Genomic DNA, 23,194 nt, shown 5'->3' with positions numbered 1-23,194 from the left:
GCTCAGCGCAGCATGAACGACATCGCCGAGAGACAGTTCAGCATGCGCACTGCATGTTCCGCCGACTCCGCTCCAAAACGCAACGTAACGGCGTCGACGCGCGTGAGCGCCGGCCATTGGCAGAACAGATCGGCAAGCGCGGTAGTTTGCACGCGCAACTCGCATTCGACAGGCTTCGCGGCAACGCGCGTGGCTTGCGGCGGATGACCCTTGTCGATGTAATGCCGAACCACTTCGCGTGCGGCACTTTCGATCGCATCGCGAGCGCTTGCCGGTGTTTGCGTAACGCCGCTCGCATGCCCCGTCGCGCTCTTGGTGACCACGAAACGCGCGCCGGTAAAGCGCGGCGCGGTTTCCTCGGCGAATACATCGTCGCCAGATAAAAGCGCTACCTGTGCACCATATTCTTCCGCCAGCGCGCCGTACAATCCCGCCTCGCCGACTTCGACCCCGTTCAGCGATACACGTGCGAACGCGAAGCTGTTGATCGTGTGCGCGAGGATGCCGTGCGTTTGCGACCTGGCGTGATAGCCGATCATGAATACCAGCGCCGCGCCGTATTCAAGGCCAGCCATCATGCCAAGCGTGCGTGGTTTGCCAAGTACGATCTGGGCGCGTGCATCGAGCAGATCGGGCAGCAGATTGCGAAAGCCGCCATGCGAATCGTTGACCCACACGTGCGTGGCGCCACCTGCGAACGCGCCTTCGATCGCGGCGTTGGCTTCGAGCGTCATCCAGCGCCGTGCGGCTTCGTATTCGCTGTTGCCTGCACGGGTTTGCTCGGGATGGAATACGCCGGCCACGCCTTCGATGTCGGCGGAAATCAGGACTTTCATCAGGAAGATTGTTTGAGAAGTTGAGCGAGATCGGGTGCCGCGTCGTGCAGCGACAGGCGACGATGGCCGTCGCGGCCGGTCACCGACGTGGCGCTCCATAACGCATCGACGATCGCTTGCTCGACGCTGTCCGCACAGGCACGGAATAGCGGATCGAGGCGTGCGTCGGCGAGCATGGGCGGCAACGCCACAAAGTCGGATTCGTGCGGAACGGTGTAGGCCGTTGAAAACGCCAACGCGATGTCGCCGCTGCCGTGGCCGTACACCGAACCGGTCCGTGCGAGACCGGCCGCGGCGCGCAATGACAGACGCTTGAGTTGACGAGCGTCGAGCGGCGCGTCGGTGGCGACGATCATGATGATCGAGCCTTGTTCGGGTTTTGAGGGGGGCGCTGATGTCGCTGACGTCTCTGCGTTCGCCGAAGTTGCCAAGGTCGCTGCGCTAGCGGCGACAGCTTCGGCCGCGCGTTCGGCGAGCACGCGACCGAGCGGCATGCCGTCGATCGTCAACATCGGCAGTCGGCCGAAGTTCGCCAGCACCAGCGCACCGACCGTATAACTCCGCCCTGCTACTTCAACAACACGTGACGCATTGCCAATCCCGCCTTTCAGATCGAAGCAGGACATACCGCGGCCTGCGCCAACCGAACCGCTCGCAACGTCAACGCTTGCCGCCTCGTACGCATCGTTGTAATGCCGTTCGTTTACCGCAAAAGCCTGAATATCGTTCAGGTATCCATCATTACATTCGAACACCAGCGGATTGACCGTCGACCATTCGCGTCCGATTTTCGAATTGCCTTGAATCGCCGCACGAATCTGCGCTTGTGCGACAGCAGCGACGCCAAAGGTATTGGTCAACGCAATCGGCGTCTCCAGCACGCCGAGTTCCTCAACCTGCACGAGCCCGACGCTTTTCCCGAACCCGTTGATCACCGAAGCCGCAGCCGGCACCTTGCTCACAAAAGGATCGCCACAATGCGGACGAATCACGGTCACGCCGGTTTGCACAGCGCCTTCATCCAGTGTGCAATGTCCGACCGTCACGCCTTCTACGTCGGCAATCGATCCACGCGGGCCACTCGGCAACACACCGATATACGGAGCGCTTTCATCTACCGTCTCAGTCAAACTCATGGCCGGTCAAGCTTCGGATCGAGCGCATCGCGCAAACCGTCGCCGAGCAGATTGAACGCCAGCACGGTGAGGAAAATCGCCAGACTCGGAAACAGCGCGATATGCGGCGCGGTGACCATATCCGCGCGCGCTTCGTTGAGCATCGCGCCCCACTCCGGCATCGGCGGCTGCGCGCCGAGTCCGAGAAACGACAGGCTCGCCGCCGTGATGATCGATGTACCGATCCGCATCGTGAAGTACACGACGATCGACGAAATCGTCCCCGGCAGAATATGCCGCACGATGATGGTCCAGTCCGACGCGCCGATACTGCGCGCCGCTTCGATATAGGTAAGTTGCTTGAGCATCAGCGTATTGCCGCGCACAAGCCGCGCAAACGCCGGGATGCTGAAAATCGCCACCGCGCAGATCACATTGATCATGCCGTTGCCGAGAATCGCGACCACGCCGATCGCCAGCAGAATGCCGGGGAACGCAAACAGCACATCGGCAACTCGCATCGTGATGCGGTCCCACCAGCCCTCGTAATATCCAGCCAGCAAACCGAAGAACGTACCGATCACCGCGCCGATCGCCACCGACAGAAAACCGGCCTCGAGCGAAATACGCGAACCCGCCAGAATGCGGCTGAAAATATCGCGGCCCAGCGAATCGACACCGAACCAGTGCGCGGCTGAGGGCCCCGCGTTCAACGCGTCGTAGTCGAAGAAATTCTCCGGATCGTACGGCACGATATGCGGCGCGAGAATCGCAACCGCAACCAGCAGCAGCACGAAAATGCCGGCGCCGAGCGCCACATGCTGCTTACGGAATTTGCGCCAGAATTCGCTCCACGGCGTGCGAATCGCGTTTTCTACGAGAGCGGCCTTGGCCGCATTCGCCTCGGTGGCAGAGATGCTCATGCGGGCCTCACTTGAAACGGATAGTCGGGTTGATGACGGCGTACAGCACGTCCACAACCAGGTTGATGATGATGAACTCAAGCGAGAACAACAGCACTTCGGCCTGAATCACCGGATAGTCGCGCATCGCCACGGCATCCACCAGCAGGCGTCCGAGACCCGGCCAATTGAATACCACTTCGACCACGATCGAGCCGCCCAGCAGAAAACCGAACTGCAGGCCCATCATCGTGATGACGGGAATCATTGCGTTGCGCAGGCAGTGTTTGATGATCACGAGTCGTTCGGGCACACCTTTGGCGCGCGCGGTACGCACGAAATCTTCATTCATCACCTCGACAAACGAAGCACGCGTGAAGCGCGCCATCACAGCCGCGACTGCCGCGCCGAGCGTGAGCGACGGCAGCACGTAGCTCTTCCACGACCCATCGCCGACAATCGGCAGCCAGCCGAGCTTCACTGAAAAGATTTCCATCAGCAGCATGCCGAGCGCGAACGCGGGAAACGAAATGCCCGACACCGCGAGCGTCATGCCGAGCCGGTCCGGCCAACGATTGCGCCAGACCGCCGAGACGATGCCGATCCCCATGCCGAGCACCACCGCCCACACCATGCTCGCGAGCGTAAGCAGCAGCGTCGGCATGAAGCGCTCGCCGATTTCCTGGCTGACCGGCCGCTTGCTGCGCGTGGACGTGCCGAAGTCGCCGTGCGCGATCTTCACGAAGAAGTTGGCGAACTGCTGCGGCATCGGCTTATCGAGGCCGAGATCGGCACGCACTAATGCAACGGTCGCCTCATCCGCTTCGGGACCGGCCGCGAGACGCGCCGGATCGCCGGGCAACAGATGCACGAACAGAAACACCAGCACGGCGACGATGAAGAGCGTCGGCAGCAGGCCAAAGATACGTTTGACGAGGAAGTTCAGCATGAAACCCAATCCGGCAATGATGCGGGCAACGAAAGATCTTTCTGAGCAGTACGCAACCGTCCGGGCCGTGCGTTAGTAAAGAACACACGGCGCCGGACGGTCCGCTCATCACTTGATCGCGATCTCGTCGAAATTGAACGAGCCGTCCGGTGCGACATAGGCGCCCGACAAGCGCTTGCTGCGCGCGTACACAACCTTCTCCTTGACGAGGAAGATCCACGGCGCGTCGGCCCAGATGCGTTTTTGCGCGTCGGTGTAGAGCGCGGCCTTCTGCGTGCGGTCGGTGGTTTCGAGCGCCTGCTTCAGATCGCTGTCAACGGTGTCGTTCTTGTAGTACGCGGTGTTGACCATTTTCGGCGGGAACGAGACCGAGCCGAGCAGCGGCGTGATCGCCCAATCCGCTTCACCCGTCGACGACGACCAGCCCGCGTAGTACATCCGCACCGGCGCAGTTGCCGGGTCCTGTGCGCTTTCCACCTTGGCGACGCGCTGACCTGCTTCAAGCGCTTCGACCTGCGCCTTGATGCCGACTTGCGCCAGTTGTTGCTGCACGAACTGGATCACCTTCTGCGCGGTCGAGTAGTTATACGCGGACCACAGCGTCGTTTCGAAACCGTTCGGATAGCCCGCTTCCTTCAGCAGTTCACGCGCCTTGGCCGGATCGTACGGCCAGGGGCCGAGCTTCGTTGCGTACTCGACGCCTTGCGGCACCACGCCCTCAGCCGGCGTCGCGTATCCGGCGAACGCAACCTTGATCAGCGCATCCTTATTGACCGCGTAGTTCAGCGCTTCACGCACCTTCGGATTGTCGAACGGCTTCTGGTTGACGTTCATGCTGATATAGCGCTGGATGATCGACGGCGAAGCAATCAGATCGACCTTTGGGCTCGACTGCAATTGCGCCGCCTGTTCGAACGGCACCTGGAACGCGAAGTCCGCTTCGCCGGTGCGCATCAACGCAGCACGCGTGTTGTTGTCGACCACCGGTTTCCAGTCGATCGCGTCGACCTTCGGGTAGCCCTTCTTCCAGTAGCCTGCGAACTTCTTCACGGTCAGGTCGCCAGCCGGGTCCCACTTCACCAGTTCGAACGGACCTGTGCCGACCGGATGGAACGCGATGTCCTTGCCGTACTTCTTCAGTGCGTCAGGCGAAATCATCACCGCCGACGGATGCGCCAGCACGTTGACGAATGCCGAGAACGGCGCCTTCAGGGTGATCTTCACCGTGTACGGATCGACCACTTCGGTCTTCTCGATACGGTTGAACATGTTGTAGCGCTTGAGCTTGTTCGCCGGATCGGTCACGCGGTCGAAGTTCGCTTTCACCGCCGCGGCGTTGAAGTCGGTACCGTCCTGGAACTTCACGCCATGACGCAGCTTGAACGTGTAAACCTTCGCATCCGGGCTCGCTTCGTAGCTGTCGGCCAGCACGTTGACCAGCTTCATGTCCTTGTCGAAACCGAACAGACCTTGATAGAACGACTTGGCGACGGCTTGCGACAGCGTGTCGTTCGCATCGTACGGATCGAGCGTCGTGAAGGTCGACGCAACGGCCATCACGGCCGTCGTATCGGCGTGCGCCACACTGCCCGCGAGCATCGCGAACACCACCGCGCCGCCGCTGACCAGCGCGCGCAAACGAAACGGAGAAGACGGGACCAGCAGGTTCATGAGGTTGGCTCCAGGCTGCGAATTGAAACAGGGTTATGTGCTGCGAGAGAAAATGGTTTTGCTACAGGTTTAGTGCTTCGTTCAGGTCTGTGCTCGGGCTTGTGTTCGCCTCTCGTTCTAGTAAGCGCCACCGACTCGATGCTGAGCGACGAAATGGTCGGGTCCCACCGCAATCAGCGGTGCTACGCTCGGTTCGTCGTTCAGCGCGCGGATCGGGCTCGGAATCTCGTCGGCGGCGAGCATGCGTTTCGCGTGACGGCGCGCCGGATCGGCGACCGGCACCGCGCCCATCAGCTTCTTCGTGTACGGGTGCTGCGGCGCTTCGAACACCGCGCGGCGCGGACCGATCTCGACGATCTGGCCGAGATACATCACCGCTACACGATGGCTGACGCGCTCCACCACCGCCATGTCATGCGAAATGAACAGATACGCGACACCCAGTTCGCGCTGCAGATCGAGCATCAGATTGACGATCTGCGCCTGCACGGAAACGTCCAGCGCGGAGACGGATTCGTCTGCGATGACGACTTTCGGATTCAGTGCCAGCGCACGCGCAATCGCGATGCGTTGCCGTTGGCCACCTGAAAATTCGTGCGGATAGCGGCCTGCGGCCTCGCGCGGCAAGCCGACCTTTTCGAGCAGCCACGCAACGCGTGCCTGTGCTTCCGCGCCTTGAGCGACGCCGTGCACAAGCAGCGGCTCCATGATCGAGAAGCCGACCGTCAAACGCGGATTCAGCGAAGCGAACGGGTCCTGGAAAATAAACTGGATATTGCGGCGAAGCGCTTGCAACGCCGGGCCCGTGAGCGAGCTGATTTCCTTGCCGTCGAATTCGATCGAGCCGCTCTGGCTTTCGACGAGACGCAGCAATGAACGGCCCGTTGTCGATTTACCGCAGCCCGACTCGCCGACCAATGCGAGCGTTTCGCCCGGGCGCAGATCGAAGCTGACTTTTTCGACAGCATGCACGCGACCCGTCAAACGACCGAACACGCCGCTCTTTACCGGAAAGCGCGTAACCAGATCGCGCACGCGCAGAATCGGTGGCGTGCTGTCGTGGATTAGCGGTTGGGTTTCTTGCGCGACGGCCGCAGCGGAACGCACGGCCTCATCGGTGCCATTCAAGGCCGCCTGCTCGACGGTCAGAATCGGAAACTTGGCGGGCTGATCGGTGCCCTGCATCGCGCCAAGGCGCGGGACCGCCGCAAGCAATGCCTTTGTATAAGGATGCGAAGGCGCGGCGAACAGCGTATCCGACGCACCCTCTTCCACTTTCTCGCCGCGATACATCACCAGCACGCGATCGGCTACCTCGGCCACCACACCCATGTCGTGCGTGATGAAAATCACGCCCATGTTCATCTCGTCCTGCAGGCCACGAATCAATTGCAGGATCTGCGCCTGAATTGTGACGTCGAGAGCCGTGGTCGGTTCGTCGGCGATCAACAGTGCGGGCTTGCACGAGAGCGCCATTGCGATCATCACGCGTTGGCGCATACCGCCGGATAGCTGATGCGGAAAACGTGCGGCTACCCGGCGCGCTTCCGGAATGCGCACGAGTTCGAGCAGACGCAGTGTTTCAGCGTGTGCGGCGGAACGGCTCTTCCCTTGATGCAAGGCAATCGCTTCGCTGATCTGATCGCCCACCGTGAACACCGGATTGAGCGACGTCATCGGCTCCTGGAAGATCATCGCGATGTCGGCGCCGCGAATCGAACGCATCGTGCCGGACGACGCTTTCGCGAGGTCGAGCACGCTGCCGTCGCGGCGCCGGAAAGCGATGCTGCCGCCAGCAAGGCGCCCACCGCCATGCTCGATCAGCCGCATCAACGCGAGCGATGTCACTGATTTGCCGGAACCCGATTCGCCGACGATCGCCAGCGTCTCGCCGCGCTCGACGGTCAGCGAGAGATTGCGCACCGCGTTGACGGTCTTGTCGCCGCTGCGGAATGCGACCGACAGATCGTCGACTGCAAGCACGCGTTGCGGCGGCAAGGTTTCGATAAGCGGACGAGCGGTGTGCGATGAAGTCGGCACGATGGTTCCTTTGGATTCGGACGCGGCTAACAGTGGTTCAAACGAAAACTTATGCGGCAACTCAAGCGGCAAGTTCAGGCGACAGCGCAGCAAGACCGCATCAGCGATAGATCGCCGTCACCGGCGTCTCACCGATCCGTGCGAAACCGCGATACATGCCCTCGGTGTTGAACGGCAACGTGACGTTGCCGCGTGCATCGACGGCGATCAGACCGCCGCGTCCGTCGATCTTCGGCAAGCGGTTCATCACCACGTCGTGCGCTGCTTCTTCGAGCGAGACGTTGCGGTAGGCCATCTGCGCGGCAACGTCGTAGGCGGCCACCATGCGCATGAACATCTCGCCGGAACCGGTGGTCGAGACCGCGCAGGTTGCGTCGTCCGCGTAACAACCCGCGCCGATCAGCGGCGTATCGCCGACCCGGCCGACCTGCTTGTTGGTGACGCCGCCCGTCGAAGTCGCAGCGGCCACGTGGCCATGCTGATCGAGCGCGACCGCGCCCACCGTGCCGAACTTGCGATTCGGATCGATCGGCTCGTGCGGCGTGGGATCGTCATCGTTCGACGATGACGTGGAGGCCAGCGTCGCGCCATCGTGATCGAGCATCGCTCGCTGCTGACCGCGTGCGAGTTGCCATTGGCGATGACGCGCTTCGGTGTGGAAATACTCGGGCTCGACGAATTCGAGTCCTTGCGCGGCCGCGAAGGCTTCCGCGCCTGCGCCGGTGAACAACACGTGTTCGCTGCGCTCGAGCACGCGGCGCGCCGCCAGAATCGGATTGCGTACGCGCGTCACGCAGCAGATCGCACCGGCGTCGAGCGTGCTGCCGTCCATGATGGCCGCGTCGAGTTCATGCGTGCCGGCCGCCGTGTAGACCGCGCCACGGCCTGCGTTGAAGAGCGGACAGTCTTCGAGCAAACGGACGGCTTCGCTGACGGCGTCGAGCGCGCTGCCGCCATCGGCGAGCACGCGCTGTCCGGCGCTCAGCACAGCGTTCAACGCAGCGTGATAGTCGGCTTCGGCGCTAGCCGACATCGACGCGCGCAGGATCGTGCCTGCTCCGCCGTGAATGGCAATGACTGCGTTGGTGTTCATTTTTTGGCTTTGGTAGTGCGGGGGATACGAGTGGAAGCGCTCACGGACTGCTCACTTGTGCTGGCGACAGCCGCTTGCGGATCGGTGAGCCACGGCAGTACGAATTCGGTGACTTCAGCGGCAGCCTTCACCGAGCGTTTCGCCCGGTAGGCAACTGCGTCGCACAGCGCTTCGATAACGGCCAGTACGGCTGAATCGGCATTAGCCGCGAGCCGCCGCTCGGAGCGGATATAGAGCGAGAGATCGGCGAATTGCGCGAGCGGCGAGCGCGGGCTGTCGGTCAGCGCAAGCACGCGTGCCCCGCGGCTTGCCGCGCGTCGCGCGAGTTCGATCGTGTCCTCGACGTAACGCGGAAACACGATCCCTATCACCAGATCGCCTTCATTCGAAGCGAACAGACGCCGCGCGGCATGCGAGGGTCCGCCGACTAACGCGAGCGACTGCACGTTGTCGTGATACGGCATCAGGCCGTGCTCCATCAACCCAGCGAGGAACGCGCTCGAACCCGCGCCGAGCACAAAGACGCGACGCGCGGAGATGATCGCTTCTACAGCGGCCTCAGCGGCGGCACTGTCGATCGCTGAGCGAGTGGATTGCAGATTGGTGGCGGCCTGTTCGAGCGACGCGTCAATCACATCGTCGCCGGAAGCGAGCGATTCCTGCGCGCTACGCAGCCGTTCTACCGGCGCAAGCGTCGCTTCGAAACCGCGCACGAGCGCCTCGCGAAACTGCGGATAACCGTCGAAGCCGAGCGCGCGTGCGAAGCGATTCGCCGTCGCCACCGACGCACCGACCACGCTCGCCAGTTCGTCGATCCGCATGGTCGCTGCGCGAAACAGATTCGCCAGCACGTATTCGCCCATGCGCCGATGGATCGGCGTCAGGGTCGGCATCGCTGCGGTGATGCGCGCGGCGATGGCCTGCTCAGCGGGGTTCGAAGCAACGGACAAGTGATGGATCATGCGAGCAAGGCGGCCTGGTAACTGCCCTCAGAGAGGACTTCCTTCGGGTGTCCCCCAGGAGGGCTTCTTCCTGGGCGTAAGCGAAATGAATGAAAGTATATTTACATAGAAATCTCGCCGAAAAAAATTCATTTTCATTTTCGAGGGTTTTCACGGACGCCACGGTCATGTCGGCATGCAACGCATGCCATCCGATGAAAACCAGTTTTCATTGAGCGACCGCTGCTCCCTCGGGAATGTCCGCGAGCCGCGCCGCCGGCGACATGACGATGATCAACGCCTGCACAAGGAAAGCCGCTGCAGCCGCGACCAGACACGCGTCCATCCCCCAGCGCGCGCTGATCGCCGCACCGAGCAACGCGCCCAGCGGCCGCGCGCCATAGGTCGCGGTGCTGTTGAGCGCCGAGACGCGGCCCATCATCCGTTCAGGTGTGATCGCCTGACGCAGCGTGGTCGAGCCGACCACCCACAGAATCGGTCCGGCGCCGAGCAGGAAGAAGCTCAGCATCGCGAGCCAGAACGACGGCGTGACGATCGTCGCCACCATCACGAGCGATGCGAGCAATCCGCACGACGGTCCGATGATAAGCACGCGGCCGAACGCAAGACGCCGCGCGATGGCCGGTGCAGCGAGCGCGCCGCACACCATGCCGACACCGTACGCACCGAGCGTCACACCGACCATCGAAGCGCTCAGGCCCAGGCGATGCACGGCATACGGCACATACACCGCCTGCAGCACGAAGAAACCGAGGTTGAAGAAGATCGCGGTAGCGAGCATCGGACGCAGCAACGCGTCGCGCAGTACAAAGCGCGTACCGTCGCGCAGTTCCAGCAGGAAGTGACGCTGGGGAGCAGCCGCGCGCGGCGGTTCGCGCAGCCCCGCGAGTAAGGCGACGGCCAGCGCCGACAGCCCGGCCGCGCAGCCATACGCCCATCCCGCGCCGATCCAGCCAACCAGCAGTCCGCCGAGCGCCGGTCCCGCCGAATACGCGACGCTGCGCGCCAGTTCGAGCCGGCCGTTGGCCTGGGCGTAGGCCTCGCGCGGCACGATCGACGGCACCAGCGAAGGCGCCGCGACGTTATAGGCAACGGTGCCGGTCGCGGCAACGAAACCGAGCGCGGCGAGCAGCGGCAAGCTCAGCGCATGCGTCATCAGGAGCAGCAGCACGCACAGCATCGCGATCACGCGCACGCTTTCGGCAAGCGTCATCAACGTGCGGCGCGAGCGGCGGTCGGCCCATACGCCGAGCGGGATCGACAACAACAGGAACGGCAAAGTCTGCGCGGTTTGCAGCAGACCGGTCTCGCGTGCGCCGGCGCCGAGCGCGAACACGGCGACGAGCGGCGCGGCGGCAAGGCTGATCTGCTCAGCGGATTGCGCGACCAGATTCGACCATGCGAGCCGCTGGAACGCGGCGGGCAGACGAAGTGCGGATGAAGACGGCGAAGAGGAAGCGGCGTGCATCGATGAACTCCTGCGACGGGATGAGGAAAGACCATCGTCGTCGCTATGGCGCAGCGCGGCGCTCCGCTTCTTGCGGTGTTATTCTTCGCTCGCCATGAATCTCGAAAGCATCCTCTTCACACAAGGTTTCGGCTCGCGCCGCCAATGCCGGGCGTTGATCGGCGACGGCCGCGTGAGCGTCGGCGGCTCCGTCTGCGCCGATGCCGACGCCGATTTCCCAACCCATGACAGCACGTTCTGCTTCAGCGTGGACGGGGTCGTCTGGCCGTATCGCGAGCACGCCTATCTGCTGCTGAACAAACCCGCCGGCTACGAATGTTCGCGCGATCCGCAGCATCATCTGAGCGTGTTCAGCCTGTTGCCGCCGCAGTTCGCCGAGCGCGGCGTGCAGTGCGTGGGCCGCCTCGATCAGGACACGACCGGCCTCCTGCTGCTCTCCGACGACGGCAAGTTCGTGCACATGTTCACATCGCCGAAACGCAAAGTGCCGAAGCTGTACATCGCGACCACACGGCACCCCATCGACGACGCCCAGTTGCACGCCTTGCGCGACGGCGTGTTACTGCACGGCGAGCCCAAGCCGATCGTCGCCGTCGACGCAGAGGCGCGCGGTGAGCACGCGCTGGCCCTCACGGTGATGGAAGGCAAATATCACCAGGTCAAGCGGATGATCGCGGCAGCGGGCAACCGCTGCGAAGCGCTGCATCGCGAGCGGATCGGCGGACTCGCATTGCCCGCGACGCTCGCGGAAGGTGCGTGGCAATGGCTCGACGAAACCGACCTCGGATCTTTACGGAGCGGGTAAACAGGTAGGTCCCGTTTAGAGCCTTGATGCGTCAGGAGAATCGTGTGCGCCCCCACACATAGGCTCTCGCGGACATCCGATTACACGCTGCATCGCAGCATGCTCTTCCTTACAAGTCGCTCTATACTCGTTTAAACAAAGACTACAAAGGTCTCAGGGAGGGGCGCCATGGTCATCCACGACACAATTGAAATTTCGTCCGTGATGATTGCTTTCACGTGTCTCGGGATCGTCCTGGTCGGCGGACTGCTGGTCATGATGCGGCTGCGGCATAAATATCATCCGAACCTGATCGGCGCGCTGATCGGCGCAATGCTGTGCTTCCTGTTGCTGGAGGCGTTGCCGGCGCTGACGTAAACCAACGGCGGCAGGGCATCGCCGACGCGAGTGAATCTGACCGGGCGATACCTCGCGCGGCTCGCATTTGCTCGTGGCCGAATACCTTGAAAACGCGCCGTCTATCGGCGCGTTTTCAATTTTCACGCTTCGCGAAAAAATCCCCGACACTCGGATACTGCAGACGCACGCGCAACTCTTCTTTGAGGCGCCGATTCACGAGGCGCCTCGATTCGCGCATGAAGGACAACAAGGTCGGCTCGATCTGCTGCTCCGCCTCCGCGCGCGTGATGCGAGGCGCGCGCTCGAGACTGAACGCATCGGCCACCGCATCGAAGTACTCTCCCATTTTCAGCGACGTATCGTCCGATGCGTGAATCACGCGCCCGGGCCGCCCGTGTGTGGTGAGCCGCACGAGGATCGCGGCGAGGTCGTCGGCGTGGATATGGTTGGTGTAGACGTCGTCGGCGTCGTTCAGGGCCGGCGTGCGCTTTTCCAGCCGCGCGAGCGGCAGGCGGTTGCTCGCATAGATGCCCGGAATCCGCGCGATGCTGGCAGCGATCACACCGCGCGCCGTGGCGCGCCGCAATTGCCGCTCGGCCGACACGCGTCGCTTGGCGCGCGCATTGGCCGGCTGCGCCGCACGCGTCTCGTCGATCCACGCGCCGCCACAATCACCGTAGACGCCTGTCGTGCTCGCGTACACCAGCCTCACAGGCACGTTCGCAGCGGCGGTCCAGCGCACCCTGTCGGGTACAATATTGGCTGCTTCAGATTCCGCCCATGAGGCACTCATGTTGCGCAACCCACGGCGCAGCCGCCCTACCGGCGCCACCGCGCCGCGCGCGGCGCGCATCGCCCGATCACGGCGTGTGCTCAACGTAGCGAGCAAGGCACGGGTGCGGCGGTCATCGTCGCCGGTCTTTTGCGGTGGCGCGAGATGCAGCACCGTCGGCGCGAGGCCGGCAAGCCGTTTCAGGCTGTGGCGCGCGTCGAGGTCGCCGACCAGCGGCGTGACGCCGGCGGCGCGCAATTCGGCGCTGCGCCCGGCGTGGCTGGTGAGCGCGAAGACATGCGCGTGTGGCCGCAACAGGGGCACGCAGCGCATGCCGACGTCACCGCAGCCAACAATCAACACGCGCGGCCGGCGTAAATTTCGTGTCGCTTTCATGGTGGACGCATTGTAGCCGCCAGGCGCGGCAGGTACCGCACAGTTGCACAGCGGGTCCGATAACGATTACCGACTTTTCGATTTCGAACACTCTATGGCATTTAACGTCACGCTCCGGCAAAGCGGCCGGCAGTTTCAGGTGGAACAGGACGAACCGGTCCTGATCGCGGCTTTGCGCCAGGGCATTGGTCTGCCGTACGGTTGCAAGAACGGCGCCTGCGGTTCGTGTAAAGGGACCGTGGTCAGCGGTCAGGTCGAGCAGCGTCAGCATTCGTCGTCGGCTTTGTCGAACGATGAGAAGACGCGCGGCATGGCCCTCTTCTGCTGCGCAACGGCATGCTCCGATCTTGAAGTGGATATCCGCGAAGTAGCCGGCGTAGGCGACGTGCAAGTCAAGAAACTGCCGTGCCGCGTGAACGCGATCGAACGCAAGGCCGACGACGTCGTCGTTCTGAAGCTGCAATTGCCCGCTAACGAGCGTCTGCAATATCTGGCCGGCCAGTACCTCGAATTCATTCTGAAAGACGGCAAACGCCGCAGCTATTCGATGGCGAGCGCGCCGCACACCGAAGGCCCGATCGAATTGCACATCCGTCATATGCCGGGTGGCGCATTCACCGACCACGTGTTCAACACGATAAAGGAGCGCGACATCCTGCGCTTCGAAGCCCCGCTCGGCACCTTCTTCCTGCGCGAAGATTCGGACAAGCCGATCGTGCTGCTCGCCTCGGGTACGGGCTTTGCGCCGCTGAAGGCGATCGTCGAACATGCGGTGTTCAAGAACCTGAACCGCCCGATGACCCTTTATTGGGGCGCGCGCCGCAAGAAGGACCTGTACCTGCTCGAGCTTGCTGAACAATGGGCTCGCGAGATTCCGAACTTCAAGTTCGTGCCGGTGCTGTCGGAACCGGACGCGGGCGACGCGTGGACGGGTCGCGTTGGCTTCGTGCATCGCGCGGTGATCGAGGATCTGCCGGATCTGTCGCCGTACCAGGTGTACGCCTGCGGCGCACCGGTGATGGTCGAGTCGGCACAGCGCGATTTCACCCAGCATCATGGGCTGCCGGAAGACGAGTTCTACGCGGACTCCTTCACGAGCGCGGCGGATCTGGCGAACGCGGTTTGAGGCAATGAACGGGCTGATCGTCATCCGCTCAACCCGTTCATCAAAACGAAACAGACACGCTGGCAGACTTGCACAAATCCGGGTTGACGCGGATTTGTGCAAATTCATGGTTTACACCAGCGCTTTTCTTGTCGTATTCTTTCGCGCATGAACCGCATCCAGTCCGAACTCCGACGTCGCCGCTCGCCGCTCCCTTAGGGGCGCCGCTGGCTTCGTCACGGATTCGCGCCGCACAACGGCGCAAGCAGTTCGAATCATGAAAGCCACGGCATGCCGTGGCTTTTTTGTTTGCTTTTTTTGTTTTCACCGGCCGCTGCTTCATTTGAGGCCAACCGCTCACTCACCCTTCACCCCGCTGTCTGGAGCTTGCCGTCATGAATTTCAATGAGTACCCGATCGAGTCGCTGATGTACATCACGAACCGGCCCGAAATCGTTTTCACGCACGGCAAGGGCTCGTGGCTCTACGACAACAACGGCAAGCGATATCTGGACTTCATCCAGGGCTGGGCGGTCAACAGCCTCGGCCATTGCAACGACGGCATGATCGAAGCGCTGAACACGCAATCGAAGCTGCTGCTCAATCCGTCGCCGGCGTTCTACAACGAGCCGATGGCGAAGCTCGCCGGATTGCTCACCGAGCACAGCTGTTTCGACAAGGTGTTCTTCGCGAACAGCGGCGCTGAAGCCAACGAAGGCGCAATCAAGCTCGCGCGCAAGTGGGGCAAGAAGTTCAAGGACGGCGCGTTCGAAATCATCACGTTCGATCACAGCTTCCACGGCCGTACGCTCGCCACCATGTCGGCAAGCGGCAAACCGGGCTGGGACACCATCTACGCACCGCAGGTGCCGGGCTTCCCGAAGGCGGATCTGAACGACATCGCGTCGGTCGAAAAGCTGATCAATGCGAAGACCGTCGCGGTGATGCTGGAGCCGATTCAGGGCGAAGGCGGCGTGATTCCCGCCACGCGCGAGTTCATGCAGCAACTGCGCGAACTGACGAAGAAGCACAACCTGCTGCTGATCGTGGACGAAGTGCAAAGCGGTTGCGGCCGCGCCGGCACCTTGTTCGCGTACGAACTGTCGGGTATCGAGCCGGACATCATGACGCTCGGCAAGGGCATCGGCGGCGGCGTGCCGCTCGCAGCGCTGCTCGCCAAAGCCGAAATCGCCGTGTTCGAAGCGGGCGATCAGGGCGGTACGTACAACGGCAATCCGCTGATGACCGCGGTCGGCTACTCGGTGATCTCGCAACTGACCGCGCCGGGCTTCCTCGAAGGCGTGCGCGCACGCGGCGAGTATCTGCGCGCCAAACTGCTCGAACTGTCGGAAGAACGTGGTTTCGAAGGCGAACGCGGTGAAGGCCTGCTGCGCGCGCTGCTGCTCGGCAAAGACATCGGCAACCAGATCGTCGAGAAGGCTCGCGTGATGCAACCCGACGGCGTGCTGCTGAACGCGGCGCGTCCGAACCTGCTGCGTTTCATGCCGGCACTGAACGTCACGAATGAAGAAATCGACCAGATGATGGCGATGCTGCGTTCAGTTCTCGACACGCTGTAATCACCCAGGAAAGCGCGTATGACGACGACCGCAACGCTATCGATCCGCCGCTTCGAAGCGAGCGACACCGACGCCGTGGTCGCGCTGTGGCAGGAAGCGTTCCCCGAGTATCGGGACGTGACGAGGCCGCAGCGCAATCCGCATCTGTCGATCGCCAACAAGCTGGCGACGCAACCGGAACTGTTCTTTGTCGCGGTGTTCGGCGAGCGTATCGTCGGCACGGTGATGGGGGGTTACGACGGGCACCGAGGCTGGCTGTATTCGCTCGCGGTGGATGAATCGTTGCGACGTCACGGCATCGGCACGCGCCTCGTCGCACATGTCGAAAACGCGCTGACCGAACGTGGCTGCCCGAAGCTGAATTTGCAGGTGCTGTCCGCGAAGGACGATGTGCGCGCGTTCTATGAAGCGCTCGGTTATCGCGCGGATGCTGTGATCAGTCTCGGTAAGCGCTTGGGCGAACTGGCGGAAGCGCCGGCGGTTTAAACGCAGGCAATCGCTTGAATAGAGAAAGGCCGCATGCGTGATTAAAACGCATGCGGCCTTTTTTGCGTCTACGGCAAACCTAGTCCGGGTTATTCACCCAGCTTATTCACCCAGATAAGCTGCCCGCACCTTCGGATCATCCAGCATCTGCTTCGCGTCGCCGGACATCGTCACCAGACCCGAGTCCATCACGTAGCCGCGGTTCGCCGCCTGCAACGCGAGACGCGCGTTCTGCTCGACCAGCAGCACCGTCATGCCTTCAGCCGAGATCGCCCGCACCACTTCGAAGATCTTCTCGACCATGATCGGCGACAGACCCATCGACGGCTCATCGAGCAACAACAGCTTCGGTTTGCTGATGATCGCGCGCGCCATCGCCAGCATCTGCTGTTCGCCGCCCGAGAGCGTGCCCGCATATTGCGTCGCCCGTTCCTTCAGGCGCGGGAAGAAGCCGAACATACGATCGACGTCTGCCTTGATGGCGTCGGTATCGTTGCGCAGATACGCACCCATCTGCATGTTCTCGACGATCGACATGCGCGAGAAAATGCCGCGGCCTTCTGGCACCATCGCGAGACCGCGCTTGAGCAGTTCGTGCGCCGGGATGCCCTTGATCGACTGCCCCATGTACTCGATGTCGCCTGCCGAGTACGGCTTCAGACCCGTGATCGCCTTCATCGTCGTGGTCTTGCCCGCACCGTTCGCGCCGATCAGCGTGACCAGTTCGCCCTGCGCAACTTCGAGATCGATACCCTTGACTGCCTGAATGCCGCCGTAATTGACCTGCAGGCCCTTGATTTTCAACATTGCCGTTGCCATTAGTGGACCCCCGCACCCAGATAAGCTTCGATCACCTTCGGATCCTTCTGCACGTCTGAAGGTAGACCTTGCGCAATCACCTTGCCGTAGTCGAGCACCGTCATCTGGTTGCACAGACCCATCACCAGTTTCACGTCGTGCTCGATCAGCAGAATCGTCTTGCCGTCGCTGCGGATCTTGTCGAGCAGCTTGGTCAGCTCGACCTTTTCCGTTGCGTTCATGCCGGCAGCCGGTTCATCCAGTGCGAGCAGCTTCGGATCCGTTGCCAATGCGCGGGCGATTTCCAGACGGCGCTGGTGACCGTACGACAGATTGCGCGACGTGTAATCCGCGTACTGCGCAATGCCGACGTATTCCAGCAGTTCGATCGCGCGCTCCTTGATCTCGCGCTCTTCCTTGCGCTCGGCCGGCGTCTGGAACACTGCGCCGATCAGGCCGTGCTTGGTACGCACGTGACGGCCGACCATCACGTTTTCCAGCGCGGTCATGCCGCCGAACAGACGGATGTTCTGGAACGTACGCGCAATCCCCGCCTTCGCCACCTGATAGACGGCGGTCGGCGTGTACTCCGTGCCGTCGAGCTTGAACTCGCCCGAATCCGGCGTGTACAGACCCGTGATCACGTTGAAGAAGGTCGTCTTGCCGGCGCCGTTCGGGCCGATCAGGCCGTAAATCTGGCCCGACTTGATCAGCAGGCCGACATCGGACAACGCCTGCAGGCCGCCGAAGCGCTTGTTCACGCCCTTGACGGACAGTCGAATGTTATCGCTCATATTTTTCTCCTGTCCTTTAGGCACGCACCGGCTTCTTGCCGCTGCGCTTCGCCAGTTTCGCAATCTTGTCTTCGTGCTTCGGCGACGGCCACAGGCCTTCCGAGCGGTACAGCATGATCACGACCATCGCGAGGCCGTACAGCAACTGACGGATCACTTCGGTATCGACGATTTCATGACCGAAGATCGCGTTCTGCAGCGGACCCATCGTCGAGCGCAGGAATTCCGGGAACACGGCGAGCAGCACCGCACCGAGAATCACGCCAGGGATGTGGCCCATACCACCCAGCACCACGCAGGCCAGCACCACGACCGATTCCCAGAACGTGAACGATTCCGGCGACACGAAGCCCTGGAACGAACCGAACATCGCGCCCGACAGGCCGCCGAACGACGCGCCCATTGCGAATGCCAGCAGCTTCACGTTACGGGTGTTGATGCCCATTGCCTTGGCGGCGATTTCGTCTTCACGAATAGCGGCCCATGCACGGCCGATCCGCGAGTGCTGCAAACGCGTACAGGTCCAGATCACGAACAGCGCGCAGAGCACGAACAGGTAGTAGTACGAGTACACCGATGGGAACTGCAAGCCGAACAGCGAGTGGGTTTGCGCGAGACTGAAGCCGCCCACCGACACCGGGTCGATCCCCGTGATCCCCTTCGGGCCATTGGTGATGTTCACCGGACGGTCGAGGTTGTTCATGAAGATCCGCACGATTTCCCCGAAACCCAACGTCACGATAGCGAGGTAGTCGCCACGCAGACGCAAGGTCGGTGCACCGAGCAGCACGCCGAAGGTCGCGGCGAGCGCCATGGCGATCGGCACGATGATCCAGATCGGCACATGCAGGCCGTTCGGCGCCAGATGCGCGATCCACTCGAACTGCGAGGTCAGATGCGGCGAGCTCAGGAGAGCAGCAACGTAGGCGCCGATTGCGTAGAACGCGATGTAGCCCAAATCCAGCAGGCCGGCGAAGCCGACCACCACATTGAGGCCCAGCGCGAGCATCACGTACAGCATCGCGAAGTCGAGCACGCGAACCCAGTAGTTGCCGCCAGCCGCGCCGATGATCATCGGCGCCGCGATCACCAGGATCGCGGTGATGATGCCGACGGTCAGCGTCTTCGTCAGGTTCTTTTCAGGGATGAGCGTCGTGGACGGCTCGATCGGTTGAATTGAGGTCATGTCTGTCTACTCCTTATGCTCGATCAGCAACACGTTCGCCCAACAGGCCCGACGGACGGAACACCAGCACGATAATCAGCACGATGAATGCGAACACGTCCTGGTAGTTACTGCCGAATACACCGCCCGTGAGGTTGCCGATGTAACCCGCCCCCAACTGTTCGATCAGGCCGAGCAGCACGCCGCCCACCATTGCCCCGCCGAGATTGCCGATCCCGCCCAGCACCGCCGCGGTAAAGGCCTTCAGACCTGGGATGAAGCCCATATAGAAGTGTGCGTTGCCGTATTCGGACGCGATCATCACGCCGGCCAGAGCTGCAAGCGCCGAGCCGATCATGAAGGTCGCCGAGATCACGAAGTTCGGGTTCACGCCCATCAGGCTGGCAACGCCCGGGTTCTCAGCGATCGCACGCATCGCGCGGCCGAGCTTGGTCTTGTGAACCAGCAGCAGCAGACCGCCCATCACGAGGAACGCCACCACGATGATCACGATTTCGGTCATCGAGATCACGGCGCCAGGCGTCGTGTCGGTGGCCTTGATCACGTTGATCGGGTCAGTAGGCAACAGCTGCGGGAACGGCAGCGGGTTGCGCGACCAGATCATCATCGCGAGGGTTTGCAGCAGGATCGACACGCCGATCGCCGTAATCAGCGGGGCGAGACGCGGTGCTTTACGCAACGGCCGGTAGGCCACGCGCTCAATCGTGTAGCCGACCAGCGAGCAAACCACTGCCGCGATGATCAGCGCGATGATGAGCGTCGGCACATTGCCGAGGCCGGGGAAGTGGTTCTGAAGCACGCCTATGGCTGAGAGCGCAACCATCGCGCCCACCATCAACACATCGCCGTGCGCGAAGTTGATGATGCCCAAGATGCCGTAAACCATCGTATAGCCCAGTGCGATGATGGCGTAAACGCTGCCAAGCACCAGCCCGTTGAGGACCTGCTGGATGAAGATATCCATTTAATGCTCCTTAGCCCGTGCGACTGGATTCGCGTTCTTCATCAGCCGGTGGGCGGTGATGCGGTACGCCAATCTCAACGGCACTGCGGGTACTGATGTAAAAGACCGGTAAGGGTTATCCGCTGCCCGTTTCGTCTTACGACTGGGATGCAGTCGGGGACGAATCGATGGCGGATGCAAAAACGGCACCGTTGGGTGGTTTCGGTGCCGTCAGGCTGTACGTCCCGTCATCACATCTTCACGACGTCGAGAACCGCTTTCTTGCCGTCCTTGAAGTCGTAAAGCGTAATGGCGCCCTCTTTCAAATCACCCTTGTCGTCGAACGCGATGTGGCCGATTACCCCGTTGTAATCGGTGGACGGCATCGCAGCCAGCACCTTGGGCGCCTCGATCGAATTAGCGCGCTTCATTGCATCGACAATCACGTACACAGCGTCATACGTGAACGGTGCGTAAATCTGCACCGGTGTGTGGAAGCGGTCCACGTACTTCTGTTCGAAGTCCGCTCCCTTGTCCATTTTCGAAAGCGCAAGTCCCGCCTCCGAACAGACCAGGTTTTGCACGGCGGTTCCCGCCAGCTCACCCACCTTGTCGGTACACACACCGTCGCCGCCAAGGATTTTTGCCCTGATACCGAGCGCCGCCGCCTGTTTGGCAAACGGTCCGCCCGTTGCGTCCATGCCGCCGAACATGATCACGTCCGGCTGAACACTCCTGATCTTTCTAAGGACGGCCTGAAACTCCGTAGCCCTGTCATTCGTGGCTTCACGCGCGACGATCTTCGCCCCGCTCGCCTGTACCGTCTTCGCGAACTCGTCGGCCAGTCCCTTACCGTATACCGTCGAGTCGTCGACGATCGCGATGCGTTTCGCGCCGAGCACTTTCGTCGCGTAGTTGGCCAGCGCCGGGCCCTGCTGGGCATCGGTCGCGACCACCCGATAAGTCGTCTTGAAACCTTGCTGCGTGTACCCCGGATTTGTCGACGACGGCGAGATCTGCACGATCCCGGCATCGCTATAGATCTTCGACGCCGGAATCGAGACCCCTGAATTCAGGTGGCCGACCACGGCGACAACGTGATCGTCGACAAACTTTTCAGCGACCGCCGTACCCGTTTTCGGGTCCGCTGCATCATCTTGTGCGTCGAGCTCCAACTGGATCTTGTGACCGTCGATGGTCAAGCCCTGTTTATTGATTTCCTCGACCGCCAGACGCGCGCCGTTTTCATTGTCCTTGCCAAGATGCGCAATGCCGCCCGTCAATGGGGCCGCATGACCGATTTTCACGACAGTTGCTTCACTCGCCGGTGCTGCCGCCGCCGTGGCAGCTGATGCACCTGCTCCCGCCTCTCCATCCTGCTTTTTGCCGCACGCGGTCAACATCGCAACCGCGGTCACGATGGACACGGCGTAAGCAAACTTGACTCGCATTAAGTAGGTCTCCTGCGCCTTGCAAAATCTATTGTTCGGGACCCGGAGGCCTTGAGAACGCGCGCATTGTAACTCCAATTATGCGACGGGCAATATTGTTGAAACGGTGGGGTTTTCCTGCATTGCAACCTTATTTTGAGAGAGGAATTCCACAAAAGGCGCAACCCGGTTGCGACTATTTTTCGTGCATCAGTTGCACCATCGTTGCACCCAATGGCATCAAGTGTTGCAGCGATCTGGCCCGATCCCTGATTGCACCGTGGTTCGCGTTAAGTATTACGTTTTCATTGACAGTAGGAGGCGCGCGCTATTTTAGTGCGTCAAAAATCGGGGTAGCGCGTTTGAAATCGTTTAAACGGGGCCACATCGTCGAAAATTTGCTTAAAAGCCAAATCACAATTCAAAGGAATTTGTGTGGGAGAACACTTAAAACGGCCCAACACATTGATCTGGCACTTTATTCAGGACGGCCTCACGAATCTCCGGGCGTAAAAAAAGCGCGCCCTTGGGCGCGCTTTTCTTTCAGAAACGTCGGCTGATTGTCAGGCAGGCAGACCCAGCCCGCGCGGCAGCGGAAACGCGATGTTTTCCTCGATGCCGTCGAGCGCGCGCACGTTGCGCACGCCGAGCTCACGCAACCGGCCGATCACCGCTTGCGCCAGCGCTTCCGGCGCCGAGGCGCCCGCCGTCACGCCGATGCGGCGCTTGCCTTCGACCCACACCGGATCGATCTGGTCCGGCGAGTCCACCATATAGGAAGGCACGCCAAGCTTTTCGGCCAGCTCGCGCAACCGGTTCGAGTTCGAACTATTCGGGCTGCCAACCACGATCACGACGTCGCATTGCGGCGCCATGAACTTGACCGCGTCTTGCCGGTTTTGCGTGGCGTAGCAAATGTCCTGTTTCTTCGGCTCGCGAATCGCCGGATATTTCGCCTTCAGCGCGCCAATGATCTCGGCTGCGTCATCGACTGACAAGGTGGTTTGCGTCACGAACGCGATCCGCTCGGGATCGGCCAGCTGCAAGGCCAGCACGTCTTTGATGTCTTCTACCAGATGCATGCCCTCGCCCGCCTGCCCCATCGTGCCCTCGACTTCAGGGTGGCCTTTGTGGCCGATCATCACGATGTCGAAGCCGTCCTGACGCATCTTCGCGACTTCGATATGCACCTTGGTCACGAGCGGGCAGGTGGCGTCGTACACCCGCAGGCCACGCGACTCGGCTTCCGAACGCACCGCTTTCGACACGCCATGCGCGCTGAAAATGACCGTATTGCCGGCCGGCACTTCTTCCAGTTGCTCGATGAAGATTGCACCCTTCTTGCGCAAATCCTCGACGACATAGGCGTTATGGACGATTTCGTGGCGCACGTAAATCGGCGAGCCGTGCAGCTTGATGGCCCGCTCTACGATTTCAATGGCCCGATCGACGCCGGCGCAGAACCCACGCGGCTGTGCCAGCAGGATCTCGGCTTCGGCAAGAGTCGTATCCGTGATGCTCATG

General features: G+C 61.7%; 22 protein-coding genes. 5 read left to right on the top strand and 17 right to left on the bottom strand.

What is annotated here, in order from left to right; genetic code table 11:
• Window positions 1–2: 2 nt before the first annotated feature.
• The 9 genes from R8871_RS13490 to R8871_RS13450 all read right to left on the bottom strand — a co-directional run bounded on the left by R8871_RS13490 (window position 3) and on the right by R8871_RS13450 (window position 11,036).
• Entirely contained in the window at window positions 3–836 is an 834-nt protein-coding gene (locus R8871_RS13490; protein ID WP_175050924.1) for a M55 family metallopeptidase, read from the bottom strand.
• Window positions 836–1,972, bottom strand: a complete 1,137-nt coding sequence (locus R8871_RS13485; RefSeq protein ID WP_175050923.1) for a DmpA family aminopeptidase — start codon at window positions 1,970–1,972, stop codon at window positions 836–838. Before R8871_RS13485 ends, R8871_RS13490 begins: the two co-directional genes overlap by 1 nt.
• Window positions 1,969–2,874 (bottom strand): glutathione ABC transporter permease GsiD, encoded by a 906-nt coding sequence (gene gsiD / locus R8871_RS13480; protein ID WP_054037373.1) that lies wholly within the window; start codon window positions 2,872–2,874, stop codon window positions 1,969–1,971. The genes R8871_RS13485 and gsiD overlap by 4 nt, the downstream gene beginning before the upstream one ends.
• A 7-nt stretch (window positions 2,875–2,881) precedes the next feature.
• Entirely contained in the window at window positions 2,882–3,802 is a 921-nt protein-coding gene (gene gsiC / locus R8871_RS13475) for a glutathione ABC transporter permease GsiC (RefSeq protein WP_054037376.1), read from the bottom strand.
• A gap of 108 nt (window positions 3,803–3,910) precedes the next feature.
• A complete protein-coding gene (gene gsiB, locus R8871_RS13470) occupies window positions 3,911–5,473 on the bottom strand; it encodes a glutathione ABC transporter substrate-binding protein GsiB (protein ID WP_175050922.1) in 1,563 nt (520 codons plus the stop codon).
• A 117-nt stretch (window positions 5,474–5,590) separates the two neighbouring features.
• Complete coding sequence (locus R8871_RS13465; protein ID WP_175050921.1) at window positions 5,591–7,513, bottom strand: dipeptide ABC transporter ATP-binding protein; 1,923 nt, start codon at window positions 7,511–7,513, stop codon at window positions 5,591–5,593.
• Between the two features lie 100 nt (window positions 7,514–7,613).
• The gene (locus R8871_RS13460; RefSeq protein ID WP_175050920.1) at window positions 7,614–8,606 is read right to left on the bottom strand and encodes an isoaspartyl peptidase/L-asparaginase family protein; all 993 of its coding nucleotides are present in this window, start codon (window positions 8,604–8,606) and stop codon (window positions 7,614–7,616) included.
• Window positions 8,603–9,568 (bottom strand): MurR/RpiR family transcriptional regulator, encoded by a 966-nt coding sequence (locus tag R8871_RS13455; RefSeq protein WP_175050919.1) that lies wholly within the window; start codon window positions 9,566–9,568, stop codon window positions 8,603–8,605. The genes R8871_RS13460 and R8871_RS13455 overlap by 4 nt, the downstream gene beginning before the upstream one ends.
• 208 nt (window positions 9,569–9,776) lie before the next feature.
• Window positions 9,777–11,036, bottom strand: coding sequence for an MFS transporter (locus tag R8871_RS13450; protein ID WP_175050918.1), 1,260 nt, complete (start codon window positions 11,034–11,036; stop codon window positions 9,777–9,779).
• A gap of 94 nt (window positions 11,037–11,130) precedes the next feature.
• Between R8871_RS13450 and R8871_RS13445 the strand changes: the two genes are divergently transcribed.
• A complete protein-coding gene (locus R8871_RS13445; protein ID WP_175050917.1) occupies window positions 11,131–11,841 on the top strand; it encodes a pseudouridine synthase in 711 nt (236 codons plus the stop codon).
• 168 nt (window positions 11,842–12,009) lie between these two features.
• On the top strand, window positions 12,010–12,198 hold the full coding sequence (locus R8871_RS13440) for a hypothetical protein (RefSeq protein WP_175050916.1): 189 nt from the start codon (window positions 12,010–12,012) through the stop codon (window positions 12,196–12,198).
• Between the two features lie 115 nt (window positions 12,199–12,313).
• Here the strand turns inward: R8871_RS13440 and R8871_RS13435 are convergent, their stop codons facing one another.
• Window positions 12,314–13,348 (bottom strand): Rossmann-fold NAD(P)-binding domain-containing protein, encoded by a 1,035-nt coding sequence (locus tag R8871_RS13435; protein ID WP_175050915.1) that lies wholly within the window; start codon window positions 13,346–13,348, stop codon window positions 12,314–12,316.
• A 94-nt stretch (window positions 13,349–13,442) separates the two neighbouring features.
• Here R8871_RS13435 and R8871_RS13430 point away from each other — a divergent pair, with 94 nt between their 5' ends.
• Window positions 13,443–14,474 carry a CDP-6-deoxy-delta-3,4-glucoseen reductase gene (locus R8871_RS13430; protein WP_175050914.1) on the top strand — a complete coding sequence of 344 codons (1,032 nt, stop codon included), beginning with the start codon at window positions 13,443–13,445 and terminating at the stop codon, window positions 14,472–14,474.
• A gap of 40 nt (window positions 14,475–14,514) precedes the next feature.
• Here R8871_RS13430 and R8871_RS13425 read toward each other — a convergent pair whose 3' ends face one another.
• Window positions 14,515–14,781, bottom strand: a complete 267-nt coding sequence (locus R8871_RS13425) for a hypothetical protein (RefSeq protein ID WP_175050913.1) — start codon at window positions 14,779–14,781, stop codon at window positions 14,515–14,517.
• A 67-nt stretch (window positions 14,782–14,848) separates the two neighbouring features.
• On the opposite strand from R8871_RS13425, the gene R8871_RS13420 reads away from it, so the two are divergent.
• Window positions 14,849–16,033, top strand: coding sequence for an acetylornithine transaminase (locus tag R8871_RS13420; RefSeq protein ID WP_175050912.1), 1,185 nt, complete (start codon window positions 14,849–14,851; stop codon window positions 16,031–16,033).
• An 18-nt stretch (window positions 16,034–16,051) separates the two neighbouring features.
• Window positions 16,052–16,519: a GNAT family acetyltransferase gene (locus tag R8871_RS13415; protein ID WP_175050911.1), complete on the top strand. Its 468-nt coding sequence runs from the start codon at window positions 16,052–16,054 to the stop codon at window positions 16,517–16,519.
• Window positions 16,520–16,621: 102 nt separating this feature from the next.
• Here R8871_RS13415 and R8871_RS13410 read toward each other — a convergent pair whose 3' ends face one another.
• The 6 genes from R8871_RS13410 to ispH form a co-directional block, all read right to left on the bottom strand.
• Window positions 16,622–17,338, bottom strand: a complete 717-nt coding sequence (locus R8871_RS13410) for an ABC transporter ATP-binding protein (protein WP_063497113.1) — start codon at window positions 17,336–17,338, stop codon at window positions 16,622–16,624.
• Window positions 17,338–18,111, bottom strand: a complete 774-nt coding sequence (locus R8871_RS13405; RefSeq protein ID WP_175050910.1) for an ABC transporter ATP-binding protein — start codon at window positions 18,109–18,111, stop codon at window positions 17,338–17,340. The genes R8871_RS13410 and R8871_RS13405 overlap by 1 nt, the downstream gene beginning before the upstream one ends.
• A gap of 16 nt (window positions 18,112–18,127) precedes the next feature.
• Entirely contained in the window at window positions 18,128–19,297 is a 1,170-nt protein-coding gene (locus R8871_RS13400) for an ABC transporter permease subunit (RefSeq protein WP_175050909.1), read from the bottom strand.
• Between the two features lie 13 nt (window positions 19,298–19,310).
• Complete coding sequence (locus tag R8871_RS13395) at window positions 19,311–20,261, bottom strand: branched-chain amino acid ABC transporter permease (protein WP_074282431.1); 951 nt, start codon at window positions 20,259–20,261, stop codon at window positions 19,311–19,313.
• Between the two features lie 230 nt (window positions 20,262–20,491).
• A complete protein-coding gene (locus R8871_RS13390; protein WP_175050908.1) occupies window positions 20,492–21,691 on the bottom strand; it encodes a branched-chain amino acid ABC transporter substrate-binding protein in 1,200 nt (399 codons plus the stop codon).
• A gap of 542 nt (window positions 21,692–22,233) precedes the next feature.
• On the bottom strand, window positions 22,234–23,193 hold the full coding sequence (gene ispH, locus R8871_RS13385) for a 4-hydroxy-3-methylbut-2-enyl diphosphate reductase (RefSeq protein WP_097390218.1): 960 nt from the start codon (window positions 23,191–23,193) through the stop codon (window positions 22,234–22,236).
• Window position 23,194: the final 1 nt, after the last annotated feature.

Source organism: Paraburkholderia sediminicola, from assembly GCF_902859805.1.
Taxonomy (GTDB): Bacteria; Pseudomonadota; Gammaproteobacteria; order Burkholderiales; family Burkholderiaceae; genus Paraburkholderia; species Paraburkholderia sediminicola.
Note: the sequence above shows the minus strand (reverse complement) of the source record. Positions and strands in the feature narration are given on the sequence as shown.